Annotated in this window: 27 protein-coding genes; 15 read left to right on the top strand and 12 right to left on the bottom strand. The window is 57.4% G+C overall.

All coding sequences use genetic code 11. The annotated features are described in order from the left end of the window. Nucleotides 1-3: 3 nt before the first annotated feature. Entirely contained in the window at nt 4-507 is a 504-nt protein-coding gene (locus ACRZ9U_RS12605; protein WP_370644441.1) for an Lrp/AsnC family transcriptional regulator, read from the bottom strand. Between the two features lie 99 nt (nt 508-606). Here ACRZ9U_RS12605 and hppD point away from each other — a divergent pair, with 99 nt between their 5' ends. Then, on the top strand, nt 607-1704 hold the full coding sequence (hppD, locus tag ACRZ9U_RS12600; protein WP_170393394.1) for a 4-hydroxyphenylpyruvate dioxygenase: 1098 nt from the start codon (nt 607-609) through the stop codon (nt 1702-1704). Nucleotides 1705-1760: 56 nt separating this feature from the next. On the opposite strand, the gene ACRZ9U_RS12595 is transcribed toward hppD, so the two are convergent. Continuing rightward, the gene (locus ACRZ9U_RS12595; protein WP_170405104.1) at nt 1761-3647 is read right to left on the bottom strand and encodes a hypothetical protein; all 1887 of its coding nucleotides are present in this window, start codon (nt 3645-3647) and stop codon (nt 1761-1763) included. Between the two features lie 164 nt (nt 3648-3811). Here ACRZ9U_RS12595 and ACRZ9U_RS12590 point away from each other — a divergent pair, with 164 nt between their 5' ends. Continuing rightward, nucleotides 3812-4507, top strand: a complete 696-nt coding sequence (locus tag ACRZ9U_RS12590) for an SIMPL domain-containing protein (protein ID WP_170405107.1) — start codon at nt 3812-3814, stop codon at nt 4505-4507. A gap of 1 nt (nt 4508) precedes the next feature. On the opposite strand, the gene ACRZ9U_RS12585 is transcribed toward ACRZ9U_RS12590, so the two are convergent. The 3 genes from ACRZ9U_RS12585 to ACRZ9U_RS12575 all read right to left on the bottom strand — a co-directional run bounded on the left by ACRZ9U_RS12585 (nt 4509) and on the right by ACRZ9U_RS12575 (nt 7584). Beyond that, a complete protein-coding gene (locus tag ACRZ9U_RS12585; RefSeq protein ID WP_170735250.1) occupies nt 4509-5219 on the bottom strand; it encodes a GNAT family N-acetyltransferase in 711 nt (236 codons plus the stop codon). A 4-nt stretch (nt 5220-5223) separates the two neighbouring features. After that, complete coding sequence (locus tag ACRZ9U_RS12580) at nt 5224-6516, bottom strand: O-acetylhomoserine aminocarboxypropyltransferase/cysteine synthase family protein (protein ID WP_170405113.1); 1293 nt, start codon at nt 6514-6516, stop codon at nt 5224-5226. A gap of 72 nt (nt 6517-6588) precedes the next feature. After that, nucleotides 6589-7584 carry a hypothetical protein gene (locus ACRZ9U_RS12575; protein ID WP_170405116.1) on the bottom strand — a complete coding sequence of 332 codons (996 nt, stop codon included), beginning with the start codon at nt 7582-7584 and terminating at the stop codon, nt 6589-6591. A 152-nt stretch (nt 7585-7736) separates the two neighbouring features. Here ACRZ9U_RS12575 and ACRZ9U_RS12570 point away from each other — a divergent pair, with 152 nt between their 5' ends. From ACRZ9U_RS12570 to preA, 3 genes are all read left to right on the top strand, one after another. Beyond that, nucleotides 7737-8369 carry a cupin domain-containing protein gene (locus ACRZ9U_RS12570; protein ID WP_170405119.1) on the top strand — a complete coding sequence of 211 codons (633 nt, stop codon included), beginning with the start codon at nt 7737-7739 and terminating at the stop codon, nt 8367-8369. A gap of 159 nt (nt 8370-8528) precedes the next feature. Next, nucleotides 8529-9863: an NAD(P)-dependent oxidoreductase gene (locus ACRZ9U_RS12565; protein ID WP_480901980.1), complete on the top strand. Its 1335-nt coding sequence runs from the start codon at nt 8529-8531 to the stop codon at nt 9861-9863. 45 nt (nt 9864-9908) lie between these two features. After that, complete coding sequence (preA, locus tag ACRZ9U_RS12560) at nt 9909-11213, top strand: NAD-dependent dihydropyrimidine dehydrogenase subunit PreA (RefSeq protein ID WP_170405125.1); 1305 nt, start codon at nt 9909-9911, stop codon at nt 11211-11213. 51 nt (nt 11214-11264) lie between these two features. Here preA and ACRZ9U_RS12555 read toward each other — a convergent pair whose 3' ends face one another. Together ACRZ9U_RS12555 and ACRZ9U_RS12550 are read right to left on the bottom strand one after the other, a co-directional pair. After that, nucleotides 11265-11486: an N-(5'-phosphoribosyl)anthranilate isomerase gene (locus ACRZ9U_RS12555; RefSeq protein ID WP_480901977.1), complete on the bottom strand. Its 222-nt coding sequence runs from the start codon at nt 11484-11486 to the stop codon at nt 11265-11267. Between the two features lie 37 nt (nt 11487-11523). Beyond that, nucleotides 11524-12132, bottom strand: a complete 609-nt coding sequence (locus ACRZ9U_RS12550) for a TetR family transcriptional regulator C-terminal domain-containing protein (protein WP_170393378.1) — start codon at nt 12130-12132, stop codon at nt 11524-11526. Between the two features lie 171 nt (nt 12133-12303). On the opposite strand from ACRZ9U_RS12550, the gene ACRZ9U_RS12545 reads away from it, so the two are divergent. The 10 genes from ACRZ9U_RS12545 (at nt 12304) to ACRZ9U_RS12500 (ending at nt 21630) form a co-directional block, all read left to right on the top strand. Further along, nucleotides 12304-13554 (top strand): Zn-dependent hydrolase, encoded by a 1251-nt coding sequence (locus ACRZ9U_RS12545; RefSeq protein ID WP_170405131.1) that lies wholly within the window; start codon nt 12304-12306, stop codon nt 13552-13554. A 92-nt stretch (nt 13555-13646) separates the two neighbouring features. Then, on the top strand, nt 13647-15101 hold the full coding sequence (gene hydA, locus ACRZ9U_RS12540) for a dihydropyrimidinase (RefSeq protein ID WP_170393377.1): 1455 nt from the start codon (nt 13647-13649) through the stop codon (nt 15099-15101). Nucleotides 15102-15156: 55 nt separating this feature from the next. After that, the gene (locus ACRZ9U_RS12535; RefSeq protein ID WP_170405134.1) at nt 15157-15954 is read left to right on the top strand and encodes an ABC transporter ATP-binding protein; all 798 of its coding nucleotides are present in this window, start codon (nt 15157-15159) and stop codon (nt 15952-15954) included. Next, nucleotides 15954-16385, top strand: a complete 432-nt coding sequence (locus tag ACRZ9U_RS12530; RefSeq protein WP_170405139.1) for a GNAT family N-acetyltransferase — start codon at nt 15954-15956, stop codon at nt 16383-16385. Before ACRZ9U_RS12535 ends, ACRZ9U_RS12530 begins: the two co-directional genes overlap by 1 nt. After that, a complete protein-coding gene (locus ACRZ9U_RS12525) occupies nt 16382-17299 on the top strand; it encodes an ABC transporter permease (protein WP_170405143.1) in 918 nt (305 codons plus the stop codon). Before ACRZ9U_RS12530 ends, ACRZ9U_RS12525 begins: the two co-directional genes overlap by 4 nt. After that, nucleotides 17296-18141 (top strand): ABC transporter permease, encoded by an 846-nt coding sequence (locus ACRZ9U_RS12520; protein ID WP_170405146.1) that lies wholly within the window; start codon nt 17296-17298, stop codon nt 18139-18141. Before ACRZ9U_RS12525 ends, ACRZ9U_RS12520 begins: the two co-directional genes overlap by 4 nt. A gap of 59 nt (nt 18142-18200) precedes the next feature. Next, nucleotides 18201-19190 (top strand): ABC transporter substrate-binding protein, encoded by a 990-nt coding sequence (locus ACRZ9U_RS12515; protein ID WP_170393369.1) that lies wholly within the window; start codon nt 18201-18203, stop codon nt 19188-19190. 161 nt (nt 19191-19351) lie between these two features. After that, the gene (locus tag ACRZ9U_RS12510) at nt 19352-20065 is read left to right on the top strand and encodes an ABC transporter permease (protein WP_170405149.1); all 714 of its coding nucleotides are present in this window, start codon (nt 19352-19354) and stop codon (nt 20063-20065) included. Beyond that, nucleotides 20058-20792 carry an ATP-binding cassette domain-containing protein gene (locus tag ACRZ9U_RS12505; RefSeq protein WP_170405152.1) on the top strand — a complete coding sequence of 245 codons (735 nt, stop codon included), beginning with the start codon at nt 20058-20060 and terminating at the stop codon, nt 20790-20792. Before ACRZ9U_RS12510 ends, ACRZ9U_RS12505 begins: the two co-directional genes overlap by 8 nt. 22 nt (nt 20793-20814) lie before the next feature. Further along, nucleotides 20815-21630, top strand: coding sequence for a substrate-binding domain-containing protein (locus ACRZ9U_RS12500; RefSeq protein ID WP_170405155.1), 816 nt, complete (start codon nt 20815-20817; stop codon nt 21628-21630). Nucleotides 21631-21669: 39 nt separating this feature from the next. Here the strand turns inward: ACRZ9U_RS12500 and ACRZ9U_RS12495 are convergent, their stop codons facing one another. From ACRZ9U_RS12495 to fdh3B, 5 genes are all read right to left on the bottom strand, one after another. Further along, nucleotides 21670-22542, bottom strand: coding sequence for a helix-turn-helix transcriptional regulator (locus tag ACRZ9U_RS12495; RefSeq protein WP_170405158.1), 873 nt, complete (start codon nt 22540-22542; stop codon nt 21670-21672). Next, nucleotides 22543-22668, bottom strand: coding sequence for a hypothetical protein (locus tag ACRZ9U_RS12490; RefSeq protein ID WP_255612119.1), 126 nt, complete (start codon nt 22666-22668; stop codon nt 22543-22545). 13 nt (nt 22669-22681) lie between these two features. Further along, the gene (locus ACRZ9U_RS12485; RefSeq protein ID WP_170405161.1) at nt 22682-23944 is read right to left on the bottom strand and encodes a c-type cytochrome; all 1263 of its coding nucleotides are present in this window, start codon (nt 23942-23944) and stop codon (nt 22682-22684) included. Then, entirely contained in the window at nt 23945-25153 is a 1209-nt protein-coding gene (locus ACRZ9U_RS12480) for a formate dehydrogenase subunit gamma (RefSeq protein WP_170405163.1), read from the bottom strand. A gap of 73 nt (nt 25154-25226) precedes the next feature. Beyond that, nucleotides 25227-25820: a formate dehydrogenase FDH3 subunit beta gene (gene fdh3B, locus ACRZ9U_RS12475; protein ID WP_037307340.1), complete on the bottom strand. Its 594-nt coding sequence runs from the start codon at nt 25818-25820 to the stop codon at nt 25227-25229. Nucleotides 25821-25829 lie beyond the last annotated feature (9 nt).

Below are 25829 nucleotides of genomic sequence, written 5' to 3'. Positions count from 1 at the left end.
CGCTCAGGTCGGGAGCGGCGCGTCGCGTTTCAATTGGTCCATTACGATCTGGCTTTGCACCCGTGCAACTGCAGGATGCGGCAGGATCACTTCGTGAAGCAAGGTATTGAGTGCGGATAAGTCGTCACAATAGACGTGAAGCAGATAATCTGCCTCACCTGTCATCGTCCAGGCGCTGGTGATCTCGGGGCGGGTGTTGACCATGCGGGCGAAGCCTGCGGATTGTTCGGGACCATGAGTGCCCAGATGCACCTGAATGAACCCCTGAACCTGTAGCCCCAGCCTCAGCGGGTCCAGTCGTGCGGTGTACCCTGTGATGTAACCCTCGGCCTCAAGGCGCTGTCGGCGACGGCCCGCCTGACTGGCGGATAGATTCAGCACATCACCCAATTGCTGCGACGTCAGATGCGCGTCGCGCTGCAAAGCTGCGAGTATTCCGATATCAATCCGATCCAGCACGTGCGGCGTTTCCTCAAGATTTGCAATCAATATGCGGAAAGTACGCATCTAAACTTAGTTTATACGAAAACAATGCGCAGAAACAGCACTCATTAAGGCGTATTTTTGAATCAGCAAAGAAATTCCTGTTTTCCGAGGAGACGCGCCATGGGTCCTTTCCCGCATAACGCCCCGAAATCTGTCATCAGCGAAGAAAACCCAGCCGGTACCGACGGGTTTGAGTTTGTTGAATTCGCACATCCCGAGCCGCAAGAGCTGCGAGACCTGTTTGCGCGAATGGGCTTCGACTATGTCGGCTATCACCGCAACACCCCCAAGGTCGAGCTTTGGCAACAGGGTGATGTAACCTACATCCTGAACGCGGATCCTGATAGTTTTGCAGCCAAATTCGTGGCCGAGCACGGCCCCTGCGCCCCTGCCATGGGCTGGCGCGTTGTTGATGCTCAGAAGGCTTATGAGCACGCGATCGCCAAAGGGGCTGAGCCTTATGATGGCGCAGACAAGACCATGAACGTTCCGGCGATCAAGGGCATTGGTGGTTCGCTGATCTACTTCATCGATCAGTATTATGACACCTCGCCCTACAATGAGGAATTTGAATGGCTGGAGCAGTCAAAACCGCGCGGCGATGGGTTCTACTATCTCGATCACCTGACCCACAACGTGTTCAAGGGCAACATGGACAAGTGGTTCAAATTCTATGGCGACCTGTTCAACTTCCGTGAAATCCGCTTTTTCGACATTCAAGGTAAGTTCACCGGGCTTTACAGTCGCGCGTTGACTTCACCTTGTGGTCGCATCCGCATTCCGATCAATGAAGATCGTGGAGAGACCGGACAGATCGTCTCCTACCTGAAGAAGTACAATGGCGAAGGCATCCAGCATATCGCGGTGGGCAGCGACGATATCTACGCCTCGACCGATGCCATTGCCGAGAAGGGTCTGAAGTTCATGCCCGGTCCGAACGAGGCCTATTATGACATGTCTTACGACCGTGTGTCCGGCCATGATGAGCCCAAGCATCGGATGATGAAGCACGGCATTCTGATCGACGGCGAAGGTGTAGTTGATGGCGGTGAGACCAAGATTCTGCTGCAGATCTTTTCGAAAACAGTCATTGGCCCGATCTTCTTTGAGTTCATTCAGCGTAAAGGGGATGACGGGTTTGGTGAGGGCAACTTCAAAGCCCTGTTTGAATCGATCGAACGCGAGCAGATCGAGTCGGGTGAAATCTCGGCAGCCTAAACATGAATCAATGAAATCAACCGAGCGCCGTGTCTGACCGACATGGCGCTTTTTCTTTACCCGCGCGGCATCTTGAGCGTGATGTTCTTGCCGCGCTTCTGATAGCGCAACTCGCTGTCGCCGATGGCGATGACATTACCTCCGTCGATGCGATCGCCCACCTTCAGCTTTTTGTAGCGTCCGCTGGGCAGGCGGACCAAAGCACGGCGGTTTGCCGGGGTGCCGTACACGCCGATTAGGTTCAACTTGCGCAGGTTAATCGCGTTGTCGATGGTTGCTTGTCTCGCAACTGACGCGGAAGACGGAATTTTGGGATTGACCGTTCTGGGCTGGAACGAACCAACTTCATCGGCATTACTGGCCACATTTGCGGTCGAGGCCAGCGCTGCACTCCCAGAACTAGGTTGCCGTGTCGCGCGCGCCGTGATGCTGGCAGGCCTGATTTTTGGACGGGGTACCCGTACAACAGCCAGCGCAGTCGGGGTTTCATCGACCTGCGGAGGGGTTTGCAGAGACTCGGGCCGCAGCTTAGGCCGGACCGAGGCCAGCTCTTGCCGGGATCGACCGCCAAGTTGCTGGCGTTCGAATTGATCCACCAGATTTTCCGGGCGTGGCCGTGGGCGAAACGCCGCGAGTCTCTCATCGACCTCTTCTATGACATCGGGTTCTGTTTCGAACCTGGTTGGGGGTTCGGGGGGCACGGATGCGGGACGACCCAGATAAACCATCACACCGGCCGGGTTCAGCGTGCCTTCGGCACTTGGCGTCACAAGTCCGCGTTCATCCAGGTTGAACCGCTGCCCCGCTTGGCCTGGCAAAGAGATCGACTCAAAAGACGCATCTGTGTCGAGGCTGGCAAGTTCGGGTAGTGCGACGGAATCGGTCGACAGGTCCGAGCGATCGACCGATGTGAGATATTGATTATCCACGCCAGCCACAGGCGCTGGCTCCAGGCCTGAAGGTTCAACGGGGGCGGTGCCGGTAAACTCACGAAACTCGGTTCTGCTCTCTGGCAGATCAGCGATGTCTTCGACCGGCTCCGGTTCAATCTTCAGTGCTTCGAGAATGGCCTCGTCCGTGGGGGTGAGCACCGGTTCTTCCTCTGCCACTTCAGGTTCTTGTGGGAGGCTTGCGATCTCGGTTTCCTGAGGTTCGGGTTGTGCCTGCGGTTCTGCAGTTGCAGTTTCTGGCTCTGGTTGCAGCTCGGGCTCTAACGGTTCGGCCACTTCGACAATTTCGGGGTCAGAGCTGTTGTAAGACCAGACACCCAGCAACATTCCAACCACAACCGACGCTGCGATCGCAGGAATTGCAAAGCGTTTCAGATCCGTTCCTGTCTTGGCAGACGAGGGCAGTGCTTTGGTAGCAGGCTCAAATGCAGGGGGGGCTGCATCTTCAGCGATGGCGTGAACCGGTATGTCCGGCGTATCAACGGGTTTGGGGGCCGCAATCACTGCGTCCTCATCCACAATGATCGGCAGTTCCAGAAATGGCGCGTCCAGAGCATCGTTGCCGGTTGCGCTGACCCAGAATGCCTCGGGGATAAAGCCATGATCGGTGGCAAATGCGCTGGCTTCGTCCAGCGTTTGCTGGGCCACAGCGGCAACCGGGGTCTCAGTCCCCACGTCGCCCGCGACATAAGCCAGCTCTGAGAGCTCATAGGGCGTGGCTGCGGCCAACGTATCCTTGACCTTTTTCGCCGCTGCATCGGTGTCCAAACCATCGGTGTCGACAACCAAGAGGCGCACCTGATCGGATGGAATAACAAGCTTGCAACTCAGGTCATTTTCCAGCGCGAATCCCTGATCCCGAAGGGCCTGCATCTGGTCCGCGAAATCTGACGCATCTAATGGAACGGTTCCAATGCAGTACCAGTCTCCATCCGACTGATGATGCAAGGAAATGCCGTTTTCAGAAAATGACAGCGCAAAGGCGGGTTTCATAATCGCGATGAACCATAATTGTCGGCTTTTATGCAAACGCTTAGATGTCTGCCCGCCGAGATTAGAGCAGGAACTCGCCGAGGGAAAGAAAAAGGCACGTTTCCCCCTTGCCGTGTACGGGCCCGACCACCCATCTTGAGAGCAAGCATCAAGGAGGGATCATCTTGAAGACACTTGCTTTTTTGGCCGCCATGGCCGCTGCCACCGCGACTCTGCCCGCCCATGCGGAAGAACGTCGCATCTCGGTCAGCGGGACCGGTACGGCTCTGGTTGCACCCGATATGGCAACGATAACACTGGGCGTGACCAATCAGGATGCGCAGGCATCGGTAGCGATGCAGGCGACCTCGGATGCGGTGACGCAGATCCTCAAACGACTGGACGAAATGGGATTGGAGGCGCGCGATGTTCAGACGCGCGATCTTTCGCTTTCACCGGTCTGGTCGGGGCGCAGCAATTCCAGCAATGAGCCACCCAAGATCACTGGGTTCACCGCGTCCAACCGCGTTTCGGTTCGCGTGCGGGATCTGGATAATCTGGGCCAGATCATGGATGCGGTCATCAAGGATGGTGCGAATGATTTCGGCGGTCTGAGCTTTGGCGTGCAAGAGCCCAAACCGCTTGAGGCTGAAGCACGGGCCAAAGCTGTGGCAGATGCGACCGAGAAGGCGCAGCAACTAGCGCAGGCGTCCGGGGTTACGCTGGGTCCCATCCTATCGATCAACGACCACGGCGGAGGTGTTCGCCCGATGGCTCAGATGCGCGAGATGGCGATGTCGGACGCCGGTGGCGTGCCGGTCGCAGGCGGAGAGATTTCCGTTTCGGTCAATATCGCGATGGAGTTCGAAATCGCGGAGTAAGCTACGATCCAACGCGGGCTTGCAGCGGTTGGCGCTGCTGGCCCGATGCATCGAAATTCCCCGGCGCAAGCCAGTTCTCGAATGCCGCGCGAATGCGCGGCCACTCGCTGTCGATAATCGAAAACCACGCCGTATCCCGGTTGCGCCCTTTGTAATGGGTCGCCTGCCGGAAGACGCCCTCGAACGTGAAACCCAAACGTTCAGCTGCGCGTTTTGATGGCGCGTTCAGGGCGTCGCATTTCCATTCATAGCGGCGATAACCAAGCTCATCGAACACCCGGCGCATCATCAGATACATCACTTCGGTTGATTGCGGTTTACGCTGCAGCAAGGGTGAGAAATGGATGTGGCCCACTTCTATTGCACCCGCGGCTGGTTCGACTCGAAGGTACGAGGCCATCCCGACGGGTACCTCATCCGCGTCGAACACTGTATGGAACATCGGGTCCGCATCCATGCAATTTGACTGCGCCCATGCGGTGAAATCCGCCTCAGAGTCGAACGGGCCGTAGGGAAGGTAAGTCCAATTGCGGCCGTCCATGTCATTGGCAAACGCCCGGTACAAGCCGGGCGCGTGCCTGTTTACATCCAATGGCACAACGGAACAGAACCGGCCCTGCATCGGTGTGTAAGGTGGCGTGGGGCGAGGGAACTCGCCCGTGACCGAAAAACCGATGGGTTGACCCAGTTCATTTGTGTTGTGCCCGGTCATCGGATCAGGCGCTGGCTTTGGACAGAGCCTGATCGAGATCAGCGATCAGATCGTCTGCATCCTCGATCCCGATGGACACGCGCACCACTCCAGGGCCTGCGCCTGCAGCTTCCTGCTGCTCGGGCGTCAACTGACGGTGTGTGGTCGAGGCCGAGTGGATGATCAGCGACCGTGCGTCGCCAAGGTTGGCCACGTGGCTGAAGATCTCAAGCGCGTTCACCAGCTTGACGCAGGCGTCATAGCCACCCTTCACCGCAAAGGTGAACAGGGCACCCGCGCCGCGCGGGTAGTGCTTTTTTACCCTGTCGCTATAGGGCGAGGATGGCAGGCCAGCATATGTCACGTAATCCACACGGTCGTCTGCCTCGAGCCACGCTGCTATTTTCTGCGCGTTTTCGACATGGCGCTCCATCCGTAGCGATAGCGTTTCTATCCCCATCAGCGTGTAATGCGCCGCCTGAGGGTTCATCGTCATGCCCAGATCGCGTAGACCGATCGCGATGCCGTGGAATGTAAAGGCGAGCGGGCCGAAGGTCTCGTGGAATTTCAGGCCGTGATAGGCGGGTTCGGGTTCGCTGAGCGAAGGAAACTTGTCATTTGCCGACCAGTCGAACTTGCCCGAATCCACGATGCAGCCGCCGGTCACGGTGCCGTTTCCGGTCAGGTACTTGGTGGTCGAATGCACGACCAGCGTCGCGCCCTGTTCAATCGGGCGGCACAGGTAGGGCGTGGCCGAGGTGTTGTCGACGATCAGCGGAATGCCTGCTGCATCGGCTAAATCCGCCAGAGCACGGATATCAGTGACATAGCCGCCGGGATTGGCGATGGATTCGCAGAATACTGCACGGGTGTTTTCGTCGATAGCGGCCTTCACAGCGTCCAGATCATCGGTATCAACGAATTTGGCCGACCAGCCGAAACGTTTGATCGTCTGGCTAAACTGCGTCACCGTCCCACCGTAGAGGCGGGTCGAGGCGACAACATTGCAGCCCGGCCCCATCAGCGGGAAAAGCGCCATGATCTGCGCTGCGTGTCCCGAGGAACAGCAGACCGCACCGACACCGCCTTCAAGCGTCGCCACACGTTCCTGCAGCACCGCAACAGTCGGGTTGGTCAGGCGCGAATAGATAAAACCCACTTCCTGCAGGTTGAACAACGCGGCGGCGTGTTCCGCGTCGCGAAATACATATGCCGTGGTCTGGTAGATCGGTGTCTGGCGCGCGCCTGTGGCAGGGTCGGGGCGAGCCCCGGCGTGAATTTGCAGCGTGTCAAAACCGTAGGTGGGTCCGTCAGACATCGAGGAAATCTCCTGTTGGAATGTGTGTTGCTGAATCTCTAGGACATTGGCTCGCCCGGCACAATGTCCGCTTCACCGTAGCCAAAGCCCCTTGGACTTGATCGTTTTGCGAATGACCTGTTCGCGTGCGGGCAGGTTGTTTCGGTCGAACAATGCCCGGATCTTCGCACCCTTGCGCTGTATCACGAGCTTCTTCAGTGGATCATAGCCTTTGAGCACTTTTTTGATCTTGTTCGGGGCCACGACGGTTTCCAATATCTCGACCACATGATCGCTTTCGCGGGCGTAGAGCATCGGGAACAGGCGATAGTGGCAGCTGATCCGACCATCCAGCAGGCCCTCGGGCAGGGCATCCCGTCCGCCACCGAAGGAATGGATGACCAGCGGCAAGGCGATCTGATCTAGCCACGGGTTCAGAACTTGCCCGGTCAGTTCGGGGATTTCCTCGTCGCGAATGGTGCGGGCATAGCCCATAAACCGCTCACCAAATTGGCGGGGGCATTTGTAGAAGAAATAACCGGCGTTAAAATACAGGTAGCGCCGCCAATAACCCTCGGGCTGGCTGGGATCGAGAGAGCTTTCGAAATCCAACCCGAACCGGTCATACAGTGCGCGCCAGATACCCTCATATCCTGGGCCGTAGAGCGTGGGTTTGGGCCATGTTCCCTCGACCCGAAGTGAGGCGCCGGGCTGTTCGAAATCGAACGGGACGTCGGAAATTTCGCCGGTGATCAGAGTGTCGGAGTCGAAAAAGACAAAGGGCTCGCCCTCTGGCATCGCCAGCAAAGCTTCGATCTTGTTGCCATTGGGATAGCTCGAGCCAAAAGCATGAGACTCAAAAGGCAGAATCTCGGCACCCAGATGCTGCAGGGCTTCAAGAACTTCGGCATCCTGAATGCTGGGGTTCTGAGGCCAAAGAGGGCCGGGCTGTGGTACCCCCACGAACAGCCGACCTTTGAACCCTGATGAGCTGTGGCGCAGCGAGGCGGCGAACAAAAGCGCCTCGTATTGCAGCCGGTTGTTTTGCCCGATGATGAGGATGTTGAATGTCGCCGGGCTTGCCTGCATCGTGTTGCGCTTTCTGATCGGGCCGGTATTCGGCCGCTGCCTCAACCGGAAGTACAACAAGCTGTGAAGGGCGTCAAAACCCCAAGCATGACCGGTTTGCAAATCCGGCTCGTGCTCCCATCTAATGCTACAGCAACGCAGGAGGATTGCATATGCTGGTCAATGCAGATTTCACACAGCGGGCCGCCGTTCACTTTGATCAGACCGAATGGGTCGCGTCACCGGCTGCTGGCGTCGAACGCAAGATGCTGGACCGCATTGGCGAGGAAGTGGCGCGTGCCACAACCATCGTGCGCTTTGCCCCCGGCAGCGCGTTTTCGGCGCATACTCATGACGGGGGTGAGGAATATCTGGTGCTGGACGGTGTGTTCCAGGATGAAACCGGAGATTTCCCTGTCGGCAGCTATGTACGCAATCCCCCGACGTCCTCCAATACACCTTCGGCCAGCGAAGGCGCGACTATTCTGGTCAAACTGCATCAGTTCGACCCCGATGACCGCACTGAGGTTCGGCGCTCGATCAACGGGGGCGGAAATATCGATTTGTTCAAGGATGCGCATGAGGATGTCCAGGTGCAAACCTGGGGCGCGGGCGAACATATTGAATTGGACGCAGATAAGGGGTTTGAGGTCTTTGTTATCGAAGGTGGCTTTGCCGAGGCGGGCGAAGAATTTGGCACTTGGGACTGGTTGCGCTTGCCGCCTGGATCACGCTTTGCTGCTGTAGCAGGTGAGGGCGGAGCCCGTGTTTGGATCAAATCCGGCCACCTGGGTGGGATGGTCTGAGCCACCGCTGCCAACAATATAGGCAATTTCTGACTGAATCCGGACCATTCCGCCCGGATTTTTCATTTTTTGACCATTTGGCAAATTTTACCAATTGATAAAAAATCAGATTGTGGCAAGCTGGGGTCCATAACAAACATATCTACAGGGAGTAGAGTGATGGCACAGGGCCAGATGGCACCCGGGATCGTCTCCGGGCGGCTTTCCAGCGATGAGCTGACCTCGAATTTCACCGATCTGCATCCGCCACTGGCCCCGCACGAGGCCGCTGTGGCCGCCGATCGATGCTATTTCTGCTATGACGCGCCATGTGTGACGGCATGTCCTACGGATATCGATATTCCGTTGTTCATTCGCCAGATTCAGGCCGGGCAACCGCAGGCGGCAGGGCAGACCATTCTGGAGCAGAACATTCTGGGCGGCATGTGTGCCCGGGTTTGTCCGACCGAAACTTTGTGTGAAGAGGCTTGCGTGCGTGAGACGGCCGAAGGCAAGCCGGTCGAGATCGGACGCCTGCAGCGTTATGCAACCGATGATGTGATGGCCTCGGGTGCGCATCCGTTCGAGCGCGCCGCATCAACCGGCAAGACAATTGCCGTAGTTGGGGCAGGGCCCGCCGGTCTGGCCTGTGCGCATCGTCTGGCGATGCAGGGGCACGATGTGGTGATCCACGAAGGCAAGCCCAAGCCAGGCGGTCTGAACGAATACGGGATTGCGGCGTATAAATCTACCAATGATTTTGCACAGGCCGAGGTCGATTGGCTGCTTAAAATAGGCGGGATCGCGATCGAGACCGGTTCGATTCTGGGAGAGACGATTTCTCTGGAAGGGTTGCAGGAGAACTATGACGCTGTTTTCCTGTCAATAGGACTTGCGGGGGTGAACGCACTGCGGGCTGATGGGGTCGATAAAGACGGGGTGCGCCCGGCGGTCGACTTTATCTCGGATGTGCGACAGGCCAGCGATCTGGTTGATCTACCTGTGGGTCGCAATGTCGTTGTGATTGGCGGTGGTATGACTGCCGTAGATGCGGCAGTGAAATCGAAACTGCTAGGCGCTGAGCACGTCACCATCGCCTATCGCCGAGGTCGCGACGCGATGGGTGCAAGCCGGTACGAACAGGATTTGGCGGCATCGCATGGTGTTCGGATTCTCTGCAATGTTCAGCCGGTGGCTATTCACGGAAATGCTGCCGCAGCAGAGATCGAATTGGAGTATACTGCTAGCCATGATGGTCGACTGACCGGAACGGGTGAAACTGTCCGTGTGCCCGCCGATCAGGTTTTTAAGGCCATCGGTCAGACGCTTGACGGTGCGCCGGAAGGCCTAACGCTGGATGGCAATAAGATTGCCGTGACCGGGGCGGGACGCACTTCAATGACCGGTGTGTGGGCTGGCGGAGACTGTGCGGCAGGAGGCGAAGACCTGACCGTGACCGCCGTAGCCGAAGGTCGCGATGCCGCGATGGATATCCACGCTGCTCTGAGCGCGTGAAACTCAAAGACAAAGATGCAGAACAGCATCAGGGAGGCCGGATAAATGGCTGATTTAACATCAAACTTTATTGGAATATCAAGCCCGAACCCGTATTGGCTGGCCTCCGCGCCACCGACGGATAAGGAGTACAATGTTCGCCGCGCCTTCGAGGCCGGATGGGGCGGCGTAGTGTGGAAGACCTTGGGGGCCGAGGGGCCTCCGGTCGTGAATGTGAACGGCCCACGCTATGGCGCGATTTATGGCGCGGACCGCCGGTTGTTGGGACTCAACAACATCGAACTGATCACAGATCGGCCGCTTGAGGTGAACCTTGAGGAAATGGCCCGCGTAAAGGCGGATTATCCAGATCGCGCCCTGATCGCCTCGATCATGGTGCCCTGTGAGGAGGCTGCTTGGAAGGCCATTCTGCCGCGTGTGGCCGAAACCGGTGCGGACGGGATCGAGCTGAATTTTGGCTGTCCGCACGGGATGAGCGAGCGGGGTATGGGATCTGCCGTGGGGCAGGTGCCGGAATACATCGAAATGGTGACCCGTTGGTGCAAACAGTATTACGACCGCCCAGTTATCGTGAAGCTAACGCCGAACATTACGGATATCCGCAAACCTGCGGCGGCGGCGAAGAATGGGGGCGCGGATGCGGTATCGCTGATCAATACGATTAACTCGATCACCAGCGTCAATCTGGATACGTTCAGCCCCGAACCCTCGATTGACGGTAAAGGCAGCCATGGTGGCTACTGCGGACCGGCGGTGAAACCAATCGCGTTGTCGATGGTGTCCGAGATTGCGCGGGCCGAAGCCACGCATGGGCTGCCGATCTCAGGCATCGGTGGCGTCACCACTTGGCGCGATGCAGCAGAGTTTATCTCGCTGGGTTGCGGCACTGTTCAGGTCTGCACTGCAGCGATGACCTATGGGTTTAAAATCATCGATGAATTGACGGCTGGCCTGTCGGAATGGATGGATGAGAAAGGCTATGCCAATATCGACGAAGTGATCGGACGCGCAGTGCCCAATGTGACTGATTGGCAATATCTGAACCTCAACTACATCGCCAAAGCGAAGATCGATCAGGATCAGTGCATCAAATGCGGTCGCTGTTTTGCAGCCTGTGAAGACACCAGCCATCAGGCGATTTCGATGTCGGAGGATCGGGTGTTCGAAGTGATCGACGAGGAATGCGTAGCCTGCAATCTTTGCGTGGATGTGTGCCCTGTAGAGGGGTGTATTTCCATGGAGCCGATGGCCGCCGGAGCGGTTGATCCGCGCACAGGCAAGGTCGTTGATCCTGAATATGCCAATTGGACGACACACCCCAACAACCCCATGGCGAAAGCGGCGGAGTAGTCAGAGATTTTTCGTCGAAAAATCTTGGCGTAGAAAATTCGGCGAATTTTCTCAGAACAGAATGTCGATGGGTCCGTTGTGGCAGATGATGACATATTGATTGGCGGTGCGGATCAACTGGTATCCGCGCCGTTTCACTTCTGCCTGAAAAGCCGCGTGACCAACCTCGCGTTCGACCCAAGCAACTGAGCGTCGTACAACAGCTCCCGTTCGAGCAGATCGGGACGAGAAAAGCTGGGTGATCCAAGGCTCGGGATCTGAGCGATACGTCATCATGCTCCGAGCTTTTCTCAATAGGGTTAAGTGTTTCTTAAGGTGTAAGCAGTTTTCGATAGAGCGTTTCCACGAACGGAACTGCGCCTTCGAATGGGTCTTCTTCCCCAAGAATTGCCCGGACTTGAACATCGAAATCCGCATAATGCTGTGTCAGTGCCCAGATCGAGAAAATCAGATGATAGGGATGGACTCGTGCAATTTTGCCCTGAGCCATCCAGCTTGTCAGAATCGTGGTTTTTTCATCGACCAGTTTTTTGAGATCGCTGGACAAAGCTTCATGAATGCGCGGCGCGCCCTGAACAAGCTCATTGGCAAAGAGGCGGCTCTCGCGCGGCAGATCGCGGCTCATCTCAAGCTTGCGTTGGATATAAGACAGTATTTCTTCCAGCGGGTCGCCATCCTCATTCAACGCGTGCAGGGGAGCGAGCCAGACTTCAAGCAGACCCGACAACAGGGCTGTATGGATCGCTTCTTTCGATGGAAAATAATAGAGCAGGTTGGGCTTGCTCAGCCCCGCCTCAGCTGCAATTTGGTCGACGGTTGCGCCGCGAAAACCGTGGGCTGAGAACACATTCAGGGCCGCCTCGAGAATCGCTGCTCGGTTCTTTTGCTGAATCCGGGTTGGGGCGCGGTCTTTGGGCATGTTCACCTGTTGTCCTTTTTTCGGCCAGTTGGGTGTCAATTATGTCGAAAATTCCGGCAGGCCACTGCAATTTCTTGACTGATGTCGAACCCGTGATAGCGTGAGTTTGACCAGATGGTCAAATCAAGACACCAAAAGCGAGCCAAATCGCAAGCAACAGGGAAGAACAAGATGGCAGCTCCGGCGCAGAATCTCAGGATCAATGGCGACAGGTTATGGGACAGCCTGATGGAGATGGCCAAGATCGGCCCAGGCGTCGCGGGTGGGAACAACCGTCAGACGCTAACGGACGAGGACGCCGACGGGCGCGCGCTGTTTCAGAAATGGTGCGAGGATGCCGGTTGCTCGATGGGGCTGGACCAGATGGGCAATATGTTTGCCCGACGAGAGGGAGCGGACCCCGAGGCTCTGCCGGTTTATGTAGGGTCGCATTTGGATACGCAGCCCACAGGTGGCAAGTATGATGGCGTTCTTGGCGTGCTTGGTGGGCTGGAGATCATTCGCACGCTGAATGACCTGGGCATCAAGACCAAGCACCCTATTGTGGCCACCAATTGGACCAACGAAGAAGGAACGCGATATGCCCCGGCGATGTTGTCTTCGGGGGTGTTTGCCGGAATGCACACTCAGGACTGGGCTTATGCACGTGAGGATGCCGAAGGAAAGAAGTTCGGGGATGAACTGAACCGCATCGGTTGGCGCGGCGATGAAGAGGTTGGCGCGCGCAAGATGCACGCTTTCTTTGAGTTGCACATTGAACAGGGCCCGATTCTGGAAGCTGAGGGTAAGGATATTGGCGTTGTAACCCATGGTCAGGGTTTGAGCTGGACCCAGGTTACCGTGACCGGCAAGGATGCGCATACTGGGTCTACACCGATGCCGATGCGCAAGAATGCCGGGCTGGCGATGGCGCGTATTCTTGAGAAAGTGGACGAGATTGCATGGTCGCATGCACCTCATGCCGTGGGTGCGGCGGGGCATATCGATGTCTATCCGAACTCACGCAATGTGATCCCTGGAAAGGCAGTGTTCACGGTCGATTTTCGCTCGCCCGAGTTGGACGTGATCACTGATATGGAGAACCGTCTGCGGGTCGCAGCTGAAGACATCGTCGAAGAGATGGGGCTGCAGATCGAATTCGAGAAGGTGGGCGGTTTTGATCCGGTGAAGTTTGATGAGGGTTGCGTGGCGGCGGTGCGCGATGCGGCTGAGCGGTTGGGGTATTCGCATACGGATATCATCTCGGGCGCCGGACATGATGCCTGCTGGATCAACCGGGTGGCGCCAACAGCGATGGTGATGTGCCCATGCGTTGATGGGTTGAGCCATAATGAAGCTGAGGAGATCAGCAAGGATTGGGCTGCAGCTGGGGCGGATGTTCTGTTGCATGCGGTCGTTGAGACGGCTGGGATCGTGGAATAGGGGGCTCTGCCCCCGTCGCCCGATGGGCGGCTCCCCCGGGATATTTTTAGCCAGATGAAGCAAGCGGCGCAGACCGCATCAGGGAGTTTAACATGAGCACTGTAATCAAGAACGGAACCGTTGTGACCGCTGATCTGACCTATAAGGCGGATGTAAAGGTCGAAGGTGGTGTGATTACTGAGATTGGGCCGGACCTGCGAGGTGATAAGGAACTTGATGCATCGGGCTGTTATGTCATGCCCGGAGGGATCGACCCGCACACGCATCTGGAAATGCCGTTTATGGGAACCTATTCCAGCGATGATTTCGAAAGCGGCACACGCGCAGCGCTGGCAGGCGGGACCACGATGGTGGTGGATTTCGCGTTGCCCAATCCGGGCGAAAGCCTGTTGGACGCCCTGAAGCGTTGGGACAACAAGTCAACGCGCGCGAATTGTGATTATTCGTTCCATATGGCGGTGACCTGGTGGGGCGAGCAGGTGTTTGATGACATCAAAACCGTCATCGAGACGCGTGGCATCAACACCTTCAAGCATTTCATGGCCTATAAAGGCGCGCTGATGGTGAACGACGATGAGCTGTTTGCTTCGTTCAAGCGTCTGGCCGAGTTGGGTGGCACTGCGATGGTCCATGCCGAGAATGGCGATGTGGTCGCTGAACTGAGCGCGAAGTTGTTGGCCGAAGGAAACACAGGGCCAGAGGCGCATGCCTATTCCCGCCCACCACAGGTGGAAGGCGAGGCAACCAACCGCGCGATCATGATCGCGGATATGGCGGGTGTGCCGCTCTATGTGGTGCATACTTCCTGTGAGGAGGCGCACGAGGCTATTCGACGCGCCAAGATGCAGGGCAAACGGGTTTGGGGCGAGCCTTTGATCCAACACCTAACATTGGATGAAAGCGAGTATTTCCACCACGATTGGGAGCATGCGGCACGGCGAGTCATGAGCCCTCCGTTCCGGAACAAACAGCATCAGGATAGCTTGTGGAACGGTTTGCAGTCAGGAACGCTGAGCGTCGTAGCAACGGACCATTGTGCCTTTACCACCGAGCAGAAACGATATGGCGTGGGTGATTTCACCAAAATACCGAACGGGACCGGAGGGCTGGAGGATCGGATGCCGATGCTTTGGACACATGGGGTGAATACAGGTAGGTTGACACCGAATGAGTTCGTGGCTGTTACTTCAACTAACATCGCCAAGATATTGAATTGTTATCCGAAAAAAGGTGCGGTTCTCGTGGGAGCGGATGCTGATCTGGTGGTTTGGGATCCGGATAAGGCCAAGGTGATCTCGGCTGATACGCAGCAGTCGTCGATCGACTACAACGTCTTCGAGGGCAAAGAGGTGCGAGGGCTGCCTCGGTTCACGCTGACCCGCGGTGCGGTGGCTGTACATGATGGCGAGATTCAGACTCAGGAAGGGCACGGTAAGTTCGTGGCACGTGAGGCCAATACCCATGTGAACAAGGCGCTGAGCACCTGGAAAGAGTTGACAGCGCCCCGGCCTGTTGAGCGGACAGGTATACCGGCAACGGGAGTATAAACCCCTTGGGTCGCCTTTCTGGCGACTCGGGTCTGAGCTTCTTCAAGGCAATCGAATGAATACAGAAAATACTACTCAGCCCGTTATTGAGGCAAGGCAGCTGGATCTTACATTTCAGACGAATGATGGGCCTATTCATGCGCTGAAAGATGTGAACTTGTCGATTGGCAAGGGGGAGTTCGTTAGTTTTATCGGCCCCTCGGGCTGCGGCAAGACGACGTTCCTGCGCTGTATCGCAGCACTGGAAACACCGACCGGCGGGGCCCTGACCGTGAATGGCATGACGCCTGACGAAGCACGGCGAAAGCGCGCTTATGGGTATGTGTTTCAGGCGGCCGGGCTCTACCCGTGGCGGACCATTGCAAAGAACATCAAGCTGCCGCTTGAGATCATGGGCTATTCCTCTGCCGAGCAGGAGGAACGCGTTAGAAAGGTTCTGGAACTTGTTGATCTTGATGGATTTGGCGGTAAGTTCCCCTGGCAGCTCTCGGGCGGGATGCAACAGCGGGCCAGTATTGCGCGGGCCTTGGCATTTGATGCGGATATTCTGCTGATGGACGAACCGTTCGGTGCGCTGGATGAGATTGTGCGCGACCATCTGAACGAACAGCTTCTGGCATTATGGGCGCGCACCGAGAAGACCATCGGTTTCGTAACACATTCGATCCCCGAAGCGGTGTATCTCAGCACCAAGATCGTGGTGATGAGCCCTCGGCCTGGCCGGATCACGGATGTGATCGATAGCCCTCTGCCGAAAGAGCGGCCTCTGGATATCCGTGATACGCCCGAGTTTATCGAAGTCGCCCACCGCGTGCGAGAAGGATTGCGAGCGGGTCATGGGGATGAAGTGTGATGGCGGGTAAAGGCATCAGGCGGGCATCCCGCGAAGATGTGGGGGATTGCGCGCGTATTATCGCGACCTGGGCCGCCCAGACCGATTGGATACCCGAGGAATTGCCAGAAGAAAAGCTGGCGGATCTGATCCTTGAGGCGTTTCCGAACAGGGACATCTGGATCGCAGGTGATCCGATTGATTGCTATATGTCTGTCGATCCGGTCGAACATAAGGTTGGTGCGCTGTATTGTTTGCGCACTGGGCAGGGCATCGGCAAGCAATTGCTGGATAAGGCGAAGGAGGGGCGCGACCATCTTTGGCTGACCACACATGTGCCAAATGTCGACGCGCAACGGTTTTATCGGCGCGAGGGCTTTGTTGAGACGGGAAGAGAGCCTCCGGTACCACCTGACACAGTGCCTGTCATTCGGATGGAGTGGCACGCATGAAGCAGATCATTGCAGTCCTCACCGTGATCGCCGCCATTGTCGTTGTCTGGTACGCGGCCTGTATTCCTATGAATATCAAAGGGGTTCTGACTGAACAGGAGCGCGCGGGTGCTGAAGTCCAGCCACCTTCAGCCAAGGATCGCCGGGACATGGGGGAGATCGGTCTGGCCTTGAACAACGCGTTTGCAATTCCAGCCACATGGGAGCAGGACCGCCCCCGTCTGCCTGCACCCCATCAAGTTGGGATTGAGTTGTGGGAAACCACGATTGAGAAAAAAATCACCTCGAAACGCTCTCTGATTTATCATGGCTGGGTCACGCTGAGCGCTACGATGCTGGGTTTCGCTATCGGAACCGGGTTGGGCATCCTACTGGCGGTCGGGATCGTGCACAGTCGGGTGATGGATCTGTCGGTGATGCCCTGGGCGATCGTCAGCCAGACCATTCCTATCATTGCGTTGGCTCCGATGATCATTGTTGTTCTGTATTCTGTTGGGGTTCAAGGGATCATTCCGAAGGCGATCATTTCGGCGTATCTGAGTTTCTTCCCCGTCGTCGTAGGCATGGTAAAAGGGCTGCGCAGCCCGGATGCTATGCAGTTGGATTTGCTGCGAACCTACAATGCCAGCCGTTCGCAAGGGTTTTGGAAACTGCGGCTGCCGGCCTCGATGCCCTATCTGTTTACATCGCTGAAAATTGGCGTCGCTGCGTCGCTGGTCGGGGCCATTGTTGGAGAACTGCCGACCGGGGCTGTTGCCGGGTTGGGTGCACGGCTGCTGGCCGGTAGCTACTATGGCCAGACGGTACAGATCTGGTCGGCGCTGTTTGCTGCAGCCATTCTCGCCGCCTGTCTCGTCGGGTTGCTGGGGCTGATCGAGCGGACCGTCCTGAAACGAATGGGGATGGCACAATGATACCTATTCTTGGTGCAATCGCTGTCTGGTTATTGGGCTGGTGGTTGAACAGCCGTCTGGCCAGCGGACCCTATTCTGACACACGGATGGTGCGGTTTCTTGCGCCCCTGATCTTCGGTCTGACCGTGATTGGCATCTGGGAGCTGGTGGTGCGTGGACTAGAAGTGCCCTTGGTCATTCTGCCCTCGCCATCAGTCATCTGGGACCGTTTCTGGGACAGTTTGCCGACACTTTGGGCTGACTTTGTTCAAACGATCATCAAGGGAGCACTCAGCGGCTACATCATCGGCTGCGGTTCGGCCTTTCTCATGGCAATTGCCGTGGATAGATGGGATTTCCTGCGCCTCGGGCTTCTTCCCGTCGGCAACTTCGTTGCAGCGCTGCCGATCGTGGGCACCGCACCCATTCTAGTGATGTGGTTCGGGTTCGACTGGCATTCCAAGGCGGCGGTCGTCGTAGTGATGGTGTTCTTCCCGATGCTGGTGAACACGGTGGCAGGGCTGCGCGAAGCCACAACGATGCAGCGCGATCTGATGGAGACCTATGCCGCCACCTATTGGCAGAGCTTCCTGAAACTTCGCCTCCCCGCCGCGATGCCGTTTATTTTCAACGGGCTAAAGATTTCTACCACTCTGGCGCTGATCGGCGCTATCGTGGCTGAGTTCTTTGGCTCCCCCACATTGGGCATGGGCTTTCGGATATCGACCAGCGTCGGGCAATTGTCGCTGGACATGGTGTGGGCCGAGATTGTGGTGGCCGCGCTGGCGGGGACGGCCTTCTATGGCGTAGTGGCGATGATCGAAAAGGCGGTGACCTTCTGGCATCCGTCGCAGCGAGGATAAAGGAATAACTCAACAGACCCCATAAACGGGGCAAACATAAGCAACTAGGAGATATGAAGATGAAGAAGCTACTCAGTGGGGCGGTTGCGGCCTTTAGCCTGGCAGCCAGTGCGACACTTGCTGCGGATGAGGTGACACTGCAATTGAAGTGGGTCACGCAAGCGCAGTTTGCGGGCTATTATGTGGCAAAAGATAAAGGGTTCTACGAAGAAGAGGGGCTGGACGTCACCATTCTACCCGGCGGTCCTGATATTGCGCCTACACAGGTGATCGCAGGTGGCGGAGCAGACGTTACGGTGGAATGGATGCCGGCTGCACTTGCCGCGCGCGAAAAGGGTCTGCCTCTGGTGAACATCGCGCAGCCTTTCAAGAGCTCGGGCATGATGCTGACCTGCTGGAAAGATGCGGGGATTGCCTCGCCCGAAGATCTCAAAAATCGCACGCTGGGAGTCTGGTTCTTCGGCAACGAATTCCCGTTCATGAGCTGGATGAGTCAGCTAGGAATCGGTACCGATGGCAAAAGCGACAGCGGTGTCGAAGTGCTGAAACAAGGCTTTAACGTCGACCCGCTGCTGCAGCGTCAGGCCGATTGCATCAGCACCATGACCTACAATGAGTATTGGCAGGTCATTGATGCCGGTGTCACGCCTGAAGAACTGGTAACCTTCAAATACGAAGATCAGGGCGTCGCCACGCTTGAGGATGGTCTATATGTGCTTGAAGAAAATTTGAGCGATGCGGCCTTCACCGACAAGATGGAACGGTTTGTCCGTGCCTCGATGAAGGGTTGGAAATACGCCGAAGAGAACCCGGATGAAGCCGCCGAGATCGTTCTCGAAAACGATGCGACCGGTGCCCAGACCGAAGAGCATCAAAAGCGCATGATGGGCGAGATTGCCAAGCTGACCGCAGGGTCGAACGGGGCGCTGGATCCAGCCGATTTCGATCGCACGGTTGATACCCTGCTGGCGGGTGGATCTGATCCGGTTATCACCAAAAAGCCTGAAGGGGCATGGACACATCAGATCACCGACGCTGCGCTGAACTGAACCAGCTACAGCAAAAGACGTGCCAATCAAACGCGGCCCTGACGGGGCCGCGTTCTTAGTTTTGAATGTCGAATTTGTGCCTGTACTTGCTGGCCAGAACCTTTAGTATTTCCCTGTAATTTATAGCATTTTGTCACAGCATACGGCATGAATGGTAGAAAATGCAGGGATTTGCATCAGAATTCACTCAGGCGCTCTCGCTGATCCTCGAAGGGGATGCAGAGCTGTGGGCAATTGTGTTGTTGTCGCTGCGTGTTTCGATCTTTGCTGTTCTGATTTCGGCGGTCATCGGGATGCCTATTGGGGCAGCTTTGGCCGTCGCGCGGTTTCCGGGACGGCGGGCGCTGATTATCCTTGTGAACGCTCTGATGGGGTTCCCACCAGTCGTCGTCGGTTTGCTGGTCTACCTGATGTTGTCCCGATCCGGTCCTCTGGGGGTGCTGGAACTTCTCTACACTCCTACCGCAATGGTCATAGCGCAGGTGGTGCTGGTGACGCCGATCATGGCCGCACTTACCCGGCAGGTAGTCGAGATGCTGGCCGAAGAGTATTCTGAACAGCTTCGCTCGCTCGGCGTATCGCGGTTGGCTTCGATCCCGGTGCTGTTGTGGGACGCGCGTCTGGCTCTGGTCACCGCATTACTGGCCGGGTTTGGCCGGGCAATCGCCGAGGTAGGCGCAGTGATCATCGTCGGCGGCAATATCAATCACGTGACGCGCGTGATGACGACCACGATTGCGCTTGAGACTTCGAAGGGGAACTTGGCGCTGGCGCTGGCCTTGGGTGTGATCCTGATCGGTTTGGCCGTGGCGGTAAACGCGATGGTCAGCGCGTTGACCCTGCGGACCGAGCGGGAAGGGCTGCGCCATGCGTGATGTCGTGACCGAGGCGCCGGGTATGTTAGAGGTCCAAGGGTTGCACATTGCACGCGAAGGCAAGGTGCTGCTCGATGTCCCGCATTTGTGCCTGGATGGCCCGGGTCCGACCATGATCTTAGGTCCAAACGGCGCTGGCAAAAGTCTGTTGCTGCGTTGTCTGCATGGTCTGATTCAACCCGAAAGCGGGCGTGTCTGTCAGGACGGTGTTGTGTTGAATGCAGCCCACAAAGCGCGGCAGGCGATGGTGTTTCAAAGCCCCGTGCTGCTGCGCCGCTCGGTCGCGGCCAATCTGGACTTTGTGCTAAAGCGGAAATCGATGCCCCGTGCCTTGCGCAGGCATCGTATCGAAGCTTTGCTGGCCGAAGGAGGACTGGATGGTAAAGCACGTCAATCCGCGCGTTCGCTGTCTGGTGGCGAGGCGCAAAGGTTGGCGATCCTGCGCGCGTTGGCCTTAGACCCCAAGACCTTGTTCCTGGACGAACCCACCAGCGCATTGGATCCAAGTGCTATGCAGATGATCGAACGGATGGTCTTGCGCGCCTCGGCCCGGGGTGTGCGCATCGTGATGGTGACGCATGACATCGGGCAGGCGCGGCGCCTGGCATCTGACATCGTGATGATGCAGGCAGGGCGTGTGGTGGAACACGGAAGGGCGCAGCAGGTTCTGGAAGCCCCCAAAAGCAACGAGTCGCGCCGGTATCTGGCTGGCGGTCTGGTAACCTGATGAACAGAGATGGAGACTTCGAATGATCCCTGATTTCGTTCGGGCATCAATTGTCGCGCTTGGGCTGACCGCAGGCGCAGGTTTGGCCGAAGAACCCTTTATCGTTGTGCAATCAACGACCTCGACGCAGAATTCGGGTCTGCTGGACTATATCCTGCCGGGGTTCGAGGCCGAAACCGGTATCGATGTACGGGTTGTGGCCGTCGGGACCGGTCAGGCAATCAGGAACGCAATCAACGGGGATGGCGATGTTCTTCTGGTTCATTCCAAGCCCGCCGAAGAGCAGTTTGTGGCAGACGGTTGGGGCATCGAACGGTTCGATGTCATGTACAATGATTTTGTATTGGTTGGCCCGAAATCTGATCCAGCCAAAATTGCCGGTGGCAACGACATTGTAACCGCTTTGACCGCTTTGGCCGAAGCGAAACTGCCGTTTGCCTCGCGCGGTGATGATAGCGGCACTCACAAAGCCGAGATGCGCTATTGGGAGGCGACCGGCGTTGACCCGACGGAGGCGTCGGGGACTTGGTATCGCGAGACCGGATCGGGGATGGGGGCAACGCTGAACGTGGCCAGCGGCATGGACGCGTATGCTCTGACCGACCGGGCAACCTGGTTATCCTTCGGAAACCGGGGCAATCTGGAGGTCTTGGTCGAGGGCGATCCGCGCCTGTTTAACCAATATGGTGTAATCCTCGTGAACCCTGAAAAGCACTCCGGCGTTCGCGCCGCTGCCGGGCAAAGGTTTATCGACTGGCTTATCGGCCCTGATGGACAGGCGGCGATTGCGTCTTACACGCTGGATGGTGAGCAGTTGTTTTTTCCAAACGCACAGTAAGTTCGCCTTGGGTTAGCGCAACCGCGAATAGACGACAGATCAGCCACTGGCGCCGTTGTGGTGGATCCGACCCAGATTTGCGAGATCATAGCCGCCTAGTTCATCAGCGCGTTCGGTAAAACGCTCGGATTTCAAAAACTGGGTCAGCGTCTGCATGGGGGCCTCGAAGAAGGCGCGGCGCCAGATTGCAAGGTCCAGACGCTCGGAATGGGTGGGCACGAAACTCAGCCCATACGGGCGCGCCAGTGCACCGAGGCCAAAACCAACCTCTGCCTTGCCGTCACGCAGGGCGGTGGCCAGCTCTTCTTCGGTGCGGGCGCAAACAGGCAGGGTGTTCAGATCATCACGACCCAGACCGTGGGCGTCGAGCAGTGCATCGAACAGACGCTGGCTGGCGGCGCTGTCTTGCCGCAGAATGATCCGTATGCCTTTCAGATCCTGAAACCCCGAGATGTCCGAGGTGCCAGGTGCCAGCAACAGGCCGCGCTGCCGGTTGGCAATCTGGTAGAGGATCACAGGTGCTTCGCCAATCGTGTCGCGCAGGGTCTGAGTGTTGAAGCCTTCCGGTTCGTGGATATGCAAGGCCGCCGCCTGTGCGCTGCGCTCCGCAAGACGATTCAGCCCGTCGAAAGACCCATCATAGTAAGTCGCAAGCCCAGAGCCGCTTTCCCGCAAAGCCCAGTCCAGCAGGGGATCGTGGCTACCTGCCACGATCGGCGGCAGGGGTGGTTCGACGACATCGGGGCCAGAGCGTGAGGCGTTGAGCCACGCTATGATCTCGGTTTTTGGGAACAACAGCTTGCCCATGGCGCGTACACAGGGGATTTCGCCCGAGGATGCCAGATCATAGGCCTTCCGCTCACCAATGCGCAGCAGATCCGCCAATTCGCGGGTGGTCAGGTATTGCGGCATTCAGTCGAGGCGTACAGCCGAACCGGACGTTTTGTCGGCGGCGCTGAAACCGAATTGATCCAGCGTGTAAGGAGCGGCGACAGTGATCACGACCATCGCGGCGACGGCGGTCAGAAAGGCTTTCATGTTCTCCTCCGGCTCAATCCTGCGGTGCGGTGGCGCTGCGCAGGAACGCGACCAGGTCTATCCGGTCCTGTGCTTGCGTGATCCGCTGCATCGGCATCTTTGACCCAGGAATGTAGTGGTCCGGGCCTTCGTCGAAAAGGGCATTTATGGTCTCTTCATTCCAAATGATATCAGAGTCTTGCAGCGTATCCGAGTACAAATAACCGGGCAATGTGCCCGCTTTCCGCCCGAAGATGTCGTGCAAGGTAGGACCCGCACGTCGACCCCCATCCGGCGTCAGGCTGTGACAGATCGAACATTTGCGCGCAAATTGCCGTTCTCCGTTGCCCATCTCGCTTGGGTCTTTCAGAAAGCTGGGTTCGGCAGCGGCCATCTGTTCGCGATCGCCCAGCGCTGAAACGGGCCAGCTGTACATTGCCTCATCAATGCCGCCTGCGTGAAGGTTTTGACCATCGGCAGAAAAAGCGAGCGCCCAAACCGGACCGCGCAGGGTGGCGCGGAAATCTTGTGCAATGCGCCATTCAGCCGTGTCGATGACCATTATAAAGCCCTCACCATCACCGACAGCCAACAGCTTGCGATCGGGGCTCAATGCCATGGCGAGGATCGGGCGCCGATCCAACGTAAAGTCATGTTCTTCTTCGGTGGCGAGGCTCAGGATGCGTGTCACTCCATCGACGGTGCCATAGGCGATCCAGTTGTCATGTGCGTTCAGGACCAATTCATTGATGCCAAAACCATGCTCGATCAGGCGATTTGTTTCCTGACCGCTGGCGACATCCCAGATACGCAACGCTCCGTCGACACCTGCCGAATAAAGCTGCTTTCCGTCCGGCGTAAAAACAACTGCATTCACCCCGCTGCCGATTGGCCCAAGCAGGGTCGGCTCGGACCCGTCCACCGGCCACAGGCCGATGGTGCCATCCCAGCTGGCCGTCGCGATATGAGTTTTCGACGCTGCAATGCCGATAATCTTGCCTTTGTGCTGCCCGACTACATCCCCGCCGGGCCAGCGGCGGAGGGTGAAGTCATCCCCGGCAGAATAGATTGCAGTGCCATTGAAAACGACCGAGTTCACTGCCGCTTCGTGCCCCTCCAGCCATTCCGGTGTCTGTCCGGTCCAGAGACCGACCGAATTGTCGAAACTGGCCGTTGCGATACGCCCATCCGGCGCCGAAGCGATCCCCATGATCGGCCCGCCATGGCCTTTGAGCGTGAAAAACTCGGACCAGGCGGGCAGGGGGGTCAAAACAAGCGCAAGAGCGAGCCAGCGCATCTATTCTGCAGGTGAGGCCGATGCCTTGCCAGCCTCTTTTTCTTGCACCTCTTCCAGCCACAGCGAGTGGTGCTCGCGTGCCCATTGTTCTTCGACTTCACCGGTGCCCATGGCGTCAAACGCACCCTCCATGCCCACCGAGCCAAGGTAGATATGGGCGATGATGATGGCGATGAACACGTAGGCGACCATGACATGCCAAACTTGGGCATATTGCATCTCTTCCTGCGGTGACATCTGCACTGGCAGGTTCAGACCCAACGCCTGCGGAATACCTGTCGAATTGGCGATTGAGAAGGTTTTGGCGAACATCGGCAGCTCGAACGGGAATAGCAGCGACAGGCCTGACAGGCTGATAGAGACACCCAGTAGAATGCAAGCCCAGAAGATTATCTTTTGACCCGCATTGAATTTCTTGGCTGGTGGATGGCTGTCTTTGGTGAACAAGCCCCCTCCGGCGGCCAACCATTTCAGGTCGGTCTTGTTGGGGATGTTATGGGCAATCCAGTTTATGGTGATGATTATCAGACCCAACATGAAGGCCCATGCGAGGTTGTTGTGAAGCCACTTGCACCCTTGCGCGATAGTGGCGAACCCTTCTTTGCCAAAGACCGGGATCAAGAAATCGCGGCCATAAAGGGTCAGCAGGCCTGTGATGCCGAGCACAAGGAACGACCCGGCAAAGAGCCAGTGACCGAAACGTTCGAAACTATTGAAACGAAGGACCGTGCGGCCGGTTTTTTCTCCGTCGATGCGGATTTTTCCTCGGATCAGAAAGAAAAGCACAATGATCGCAAGCATTCCGCCCAGAATGTAGGTTCCATATTCACGCAACGGGCCAGTTCGGAAGTTCAACCACCACATGCCGCCGTCTTGAATCAGCACGCTGTCCGCAGGTCCCTGGGATGAAACGGTGACGTCCGCAGATCCGTAACGCAGCGCGCGGTAGACGTCACTGTCAGAGGCAACACCATGGGTGCCGAACTGTCCCAGCAGGCCTTCAACATTGCCCTGACCGGTGTTTTCAGACCTGTAGCTGTTGTCGACCTTCTCGCCACGCTGGCGGGCCAGAATGTCCTCAAGCGTGGTCGCGCCGCCGGTTGTAGACCGGTCGGTCGAATCCGCAGGGGCGGCCCCCTCACTGGTTTGAGCGCCCGCAACTTGGGTCAGCGTTAGCGAAAGCAGGAAAGCGATGAATAAGCGCAACATCGGAACCTCAATAAAAATCCAATGCAGGATGACCCACATCTGCGGGTCATCCGTTTTGCTTTAGTAGACGGGGTCAGCCGTCTTTCTGATCGTAGGCCGTGCCCCAACCCCAAGCGCCCGAACCAAATCCGCGCGCGACGACACGCTCGCGGTAAATAGCCGAGACCACGTCGCCATCGCCGGCGAGCAGGGCCTTGGTAGAACACATCTCGGCGCAGATGGGCAATTTGCCCTCTGCGATCCGGTTGCGACCGTATTTGGCGAACTCTGCGGTCGAGTGCGTTTCCTCGGGGCCGCCAGCACAGAAGGTACATTTGTCCATCTTGCCTCGCGATCCGAAGTTGCCCGCCTGCGGGTATTGCGGCGCGCCGAAGGGGCACGCATAGAAGCAATAGCCGCAGCCAATGCACAGGTCCTTGGAGTGCAGGACGACCCCTTCTTCGTTCTGATAGAAGCAGTCGACCGGGCACACCGCCATGCAGGGCGCATCCGAACAATGCATACAGGCCACCGAGATCGAGCGTTCACCCGGATTGCCGTCATTGATCGTCACCACCCTGCGGCGGTTGATGCCCCACGGCACCTCGTGCTCGTTCTTACACGCGGTTACGCAGGCATTACACTCGATGCAGCGTTCAGCGTCGCAGAGAAACTTTGCTCTAGCCATTATCGTCCT

Source organism: Ruegeria sp. D7, assembly GCF_056534355.1.
The sequence above is the reverse complement of the archived record's forward strand: the minus strand, read 5'-3'. Positions and strand labels throughout refer to the sequence as shown.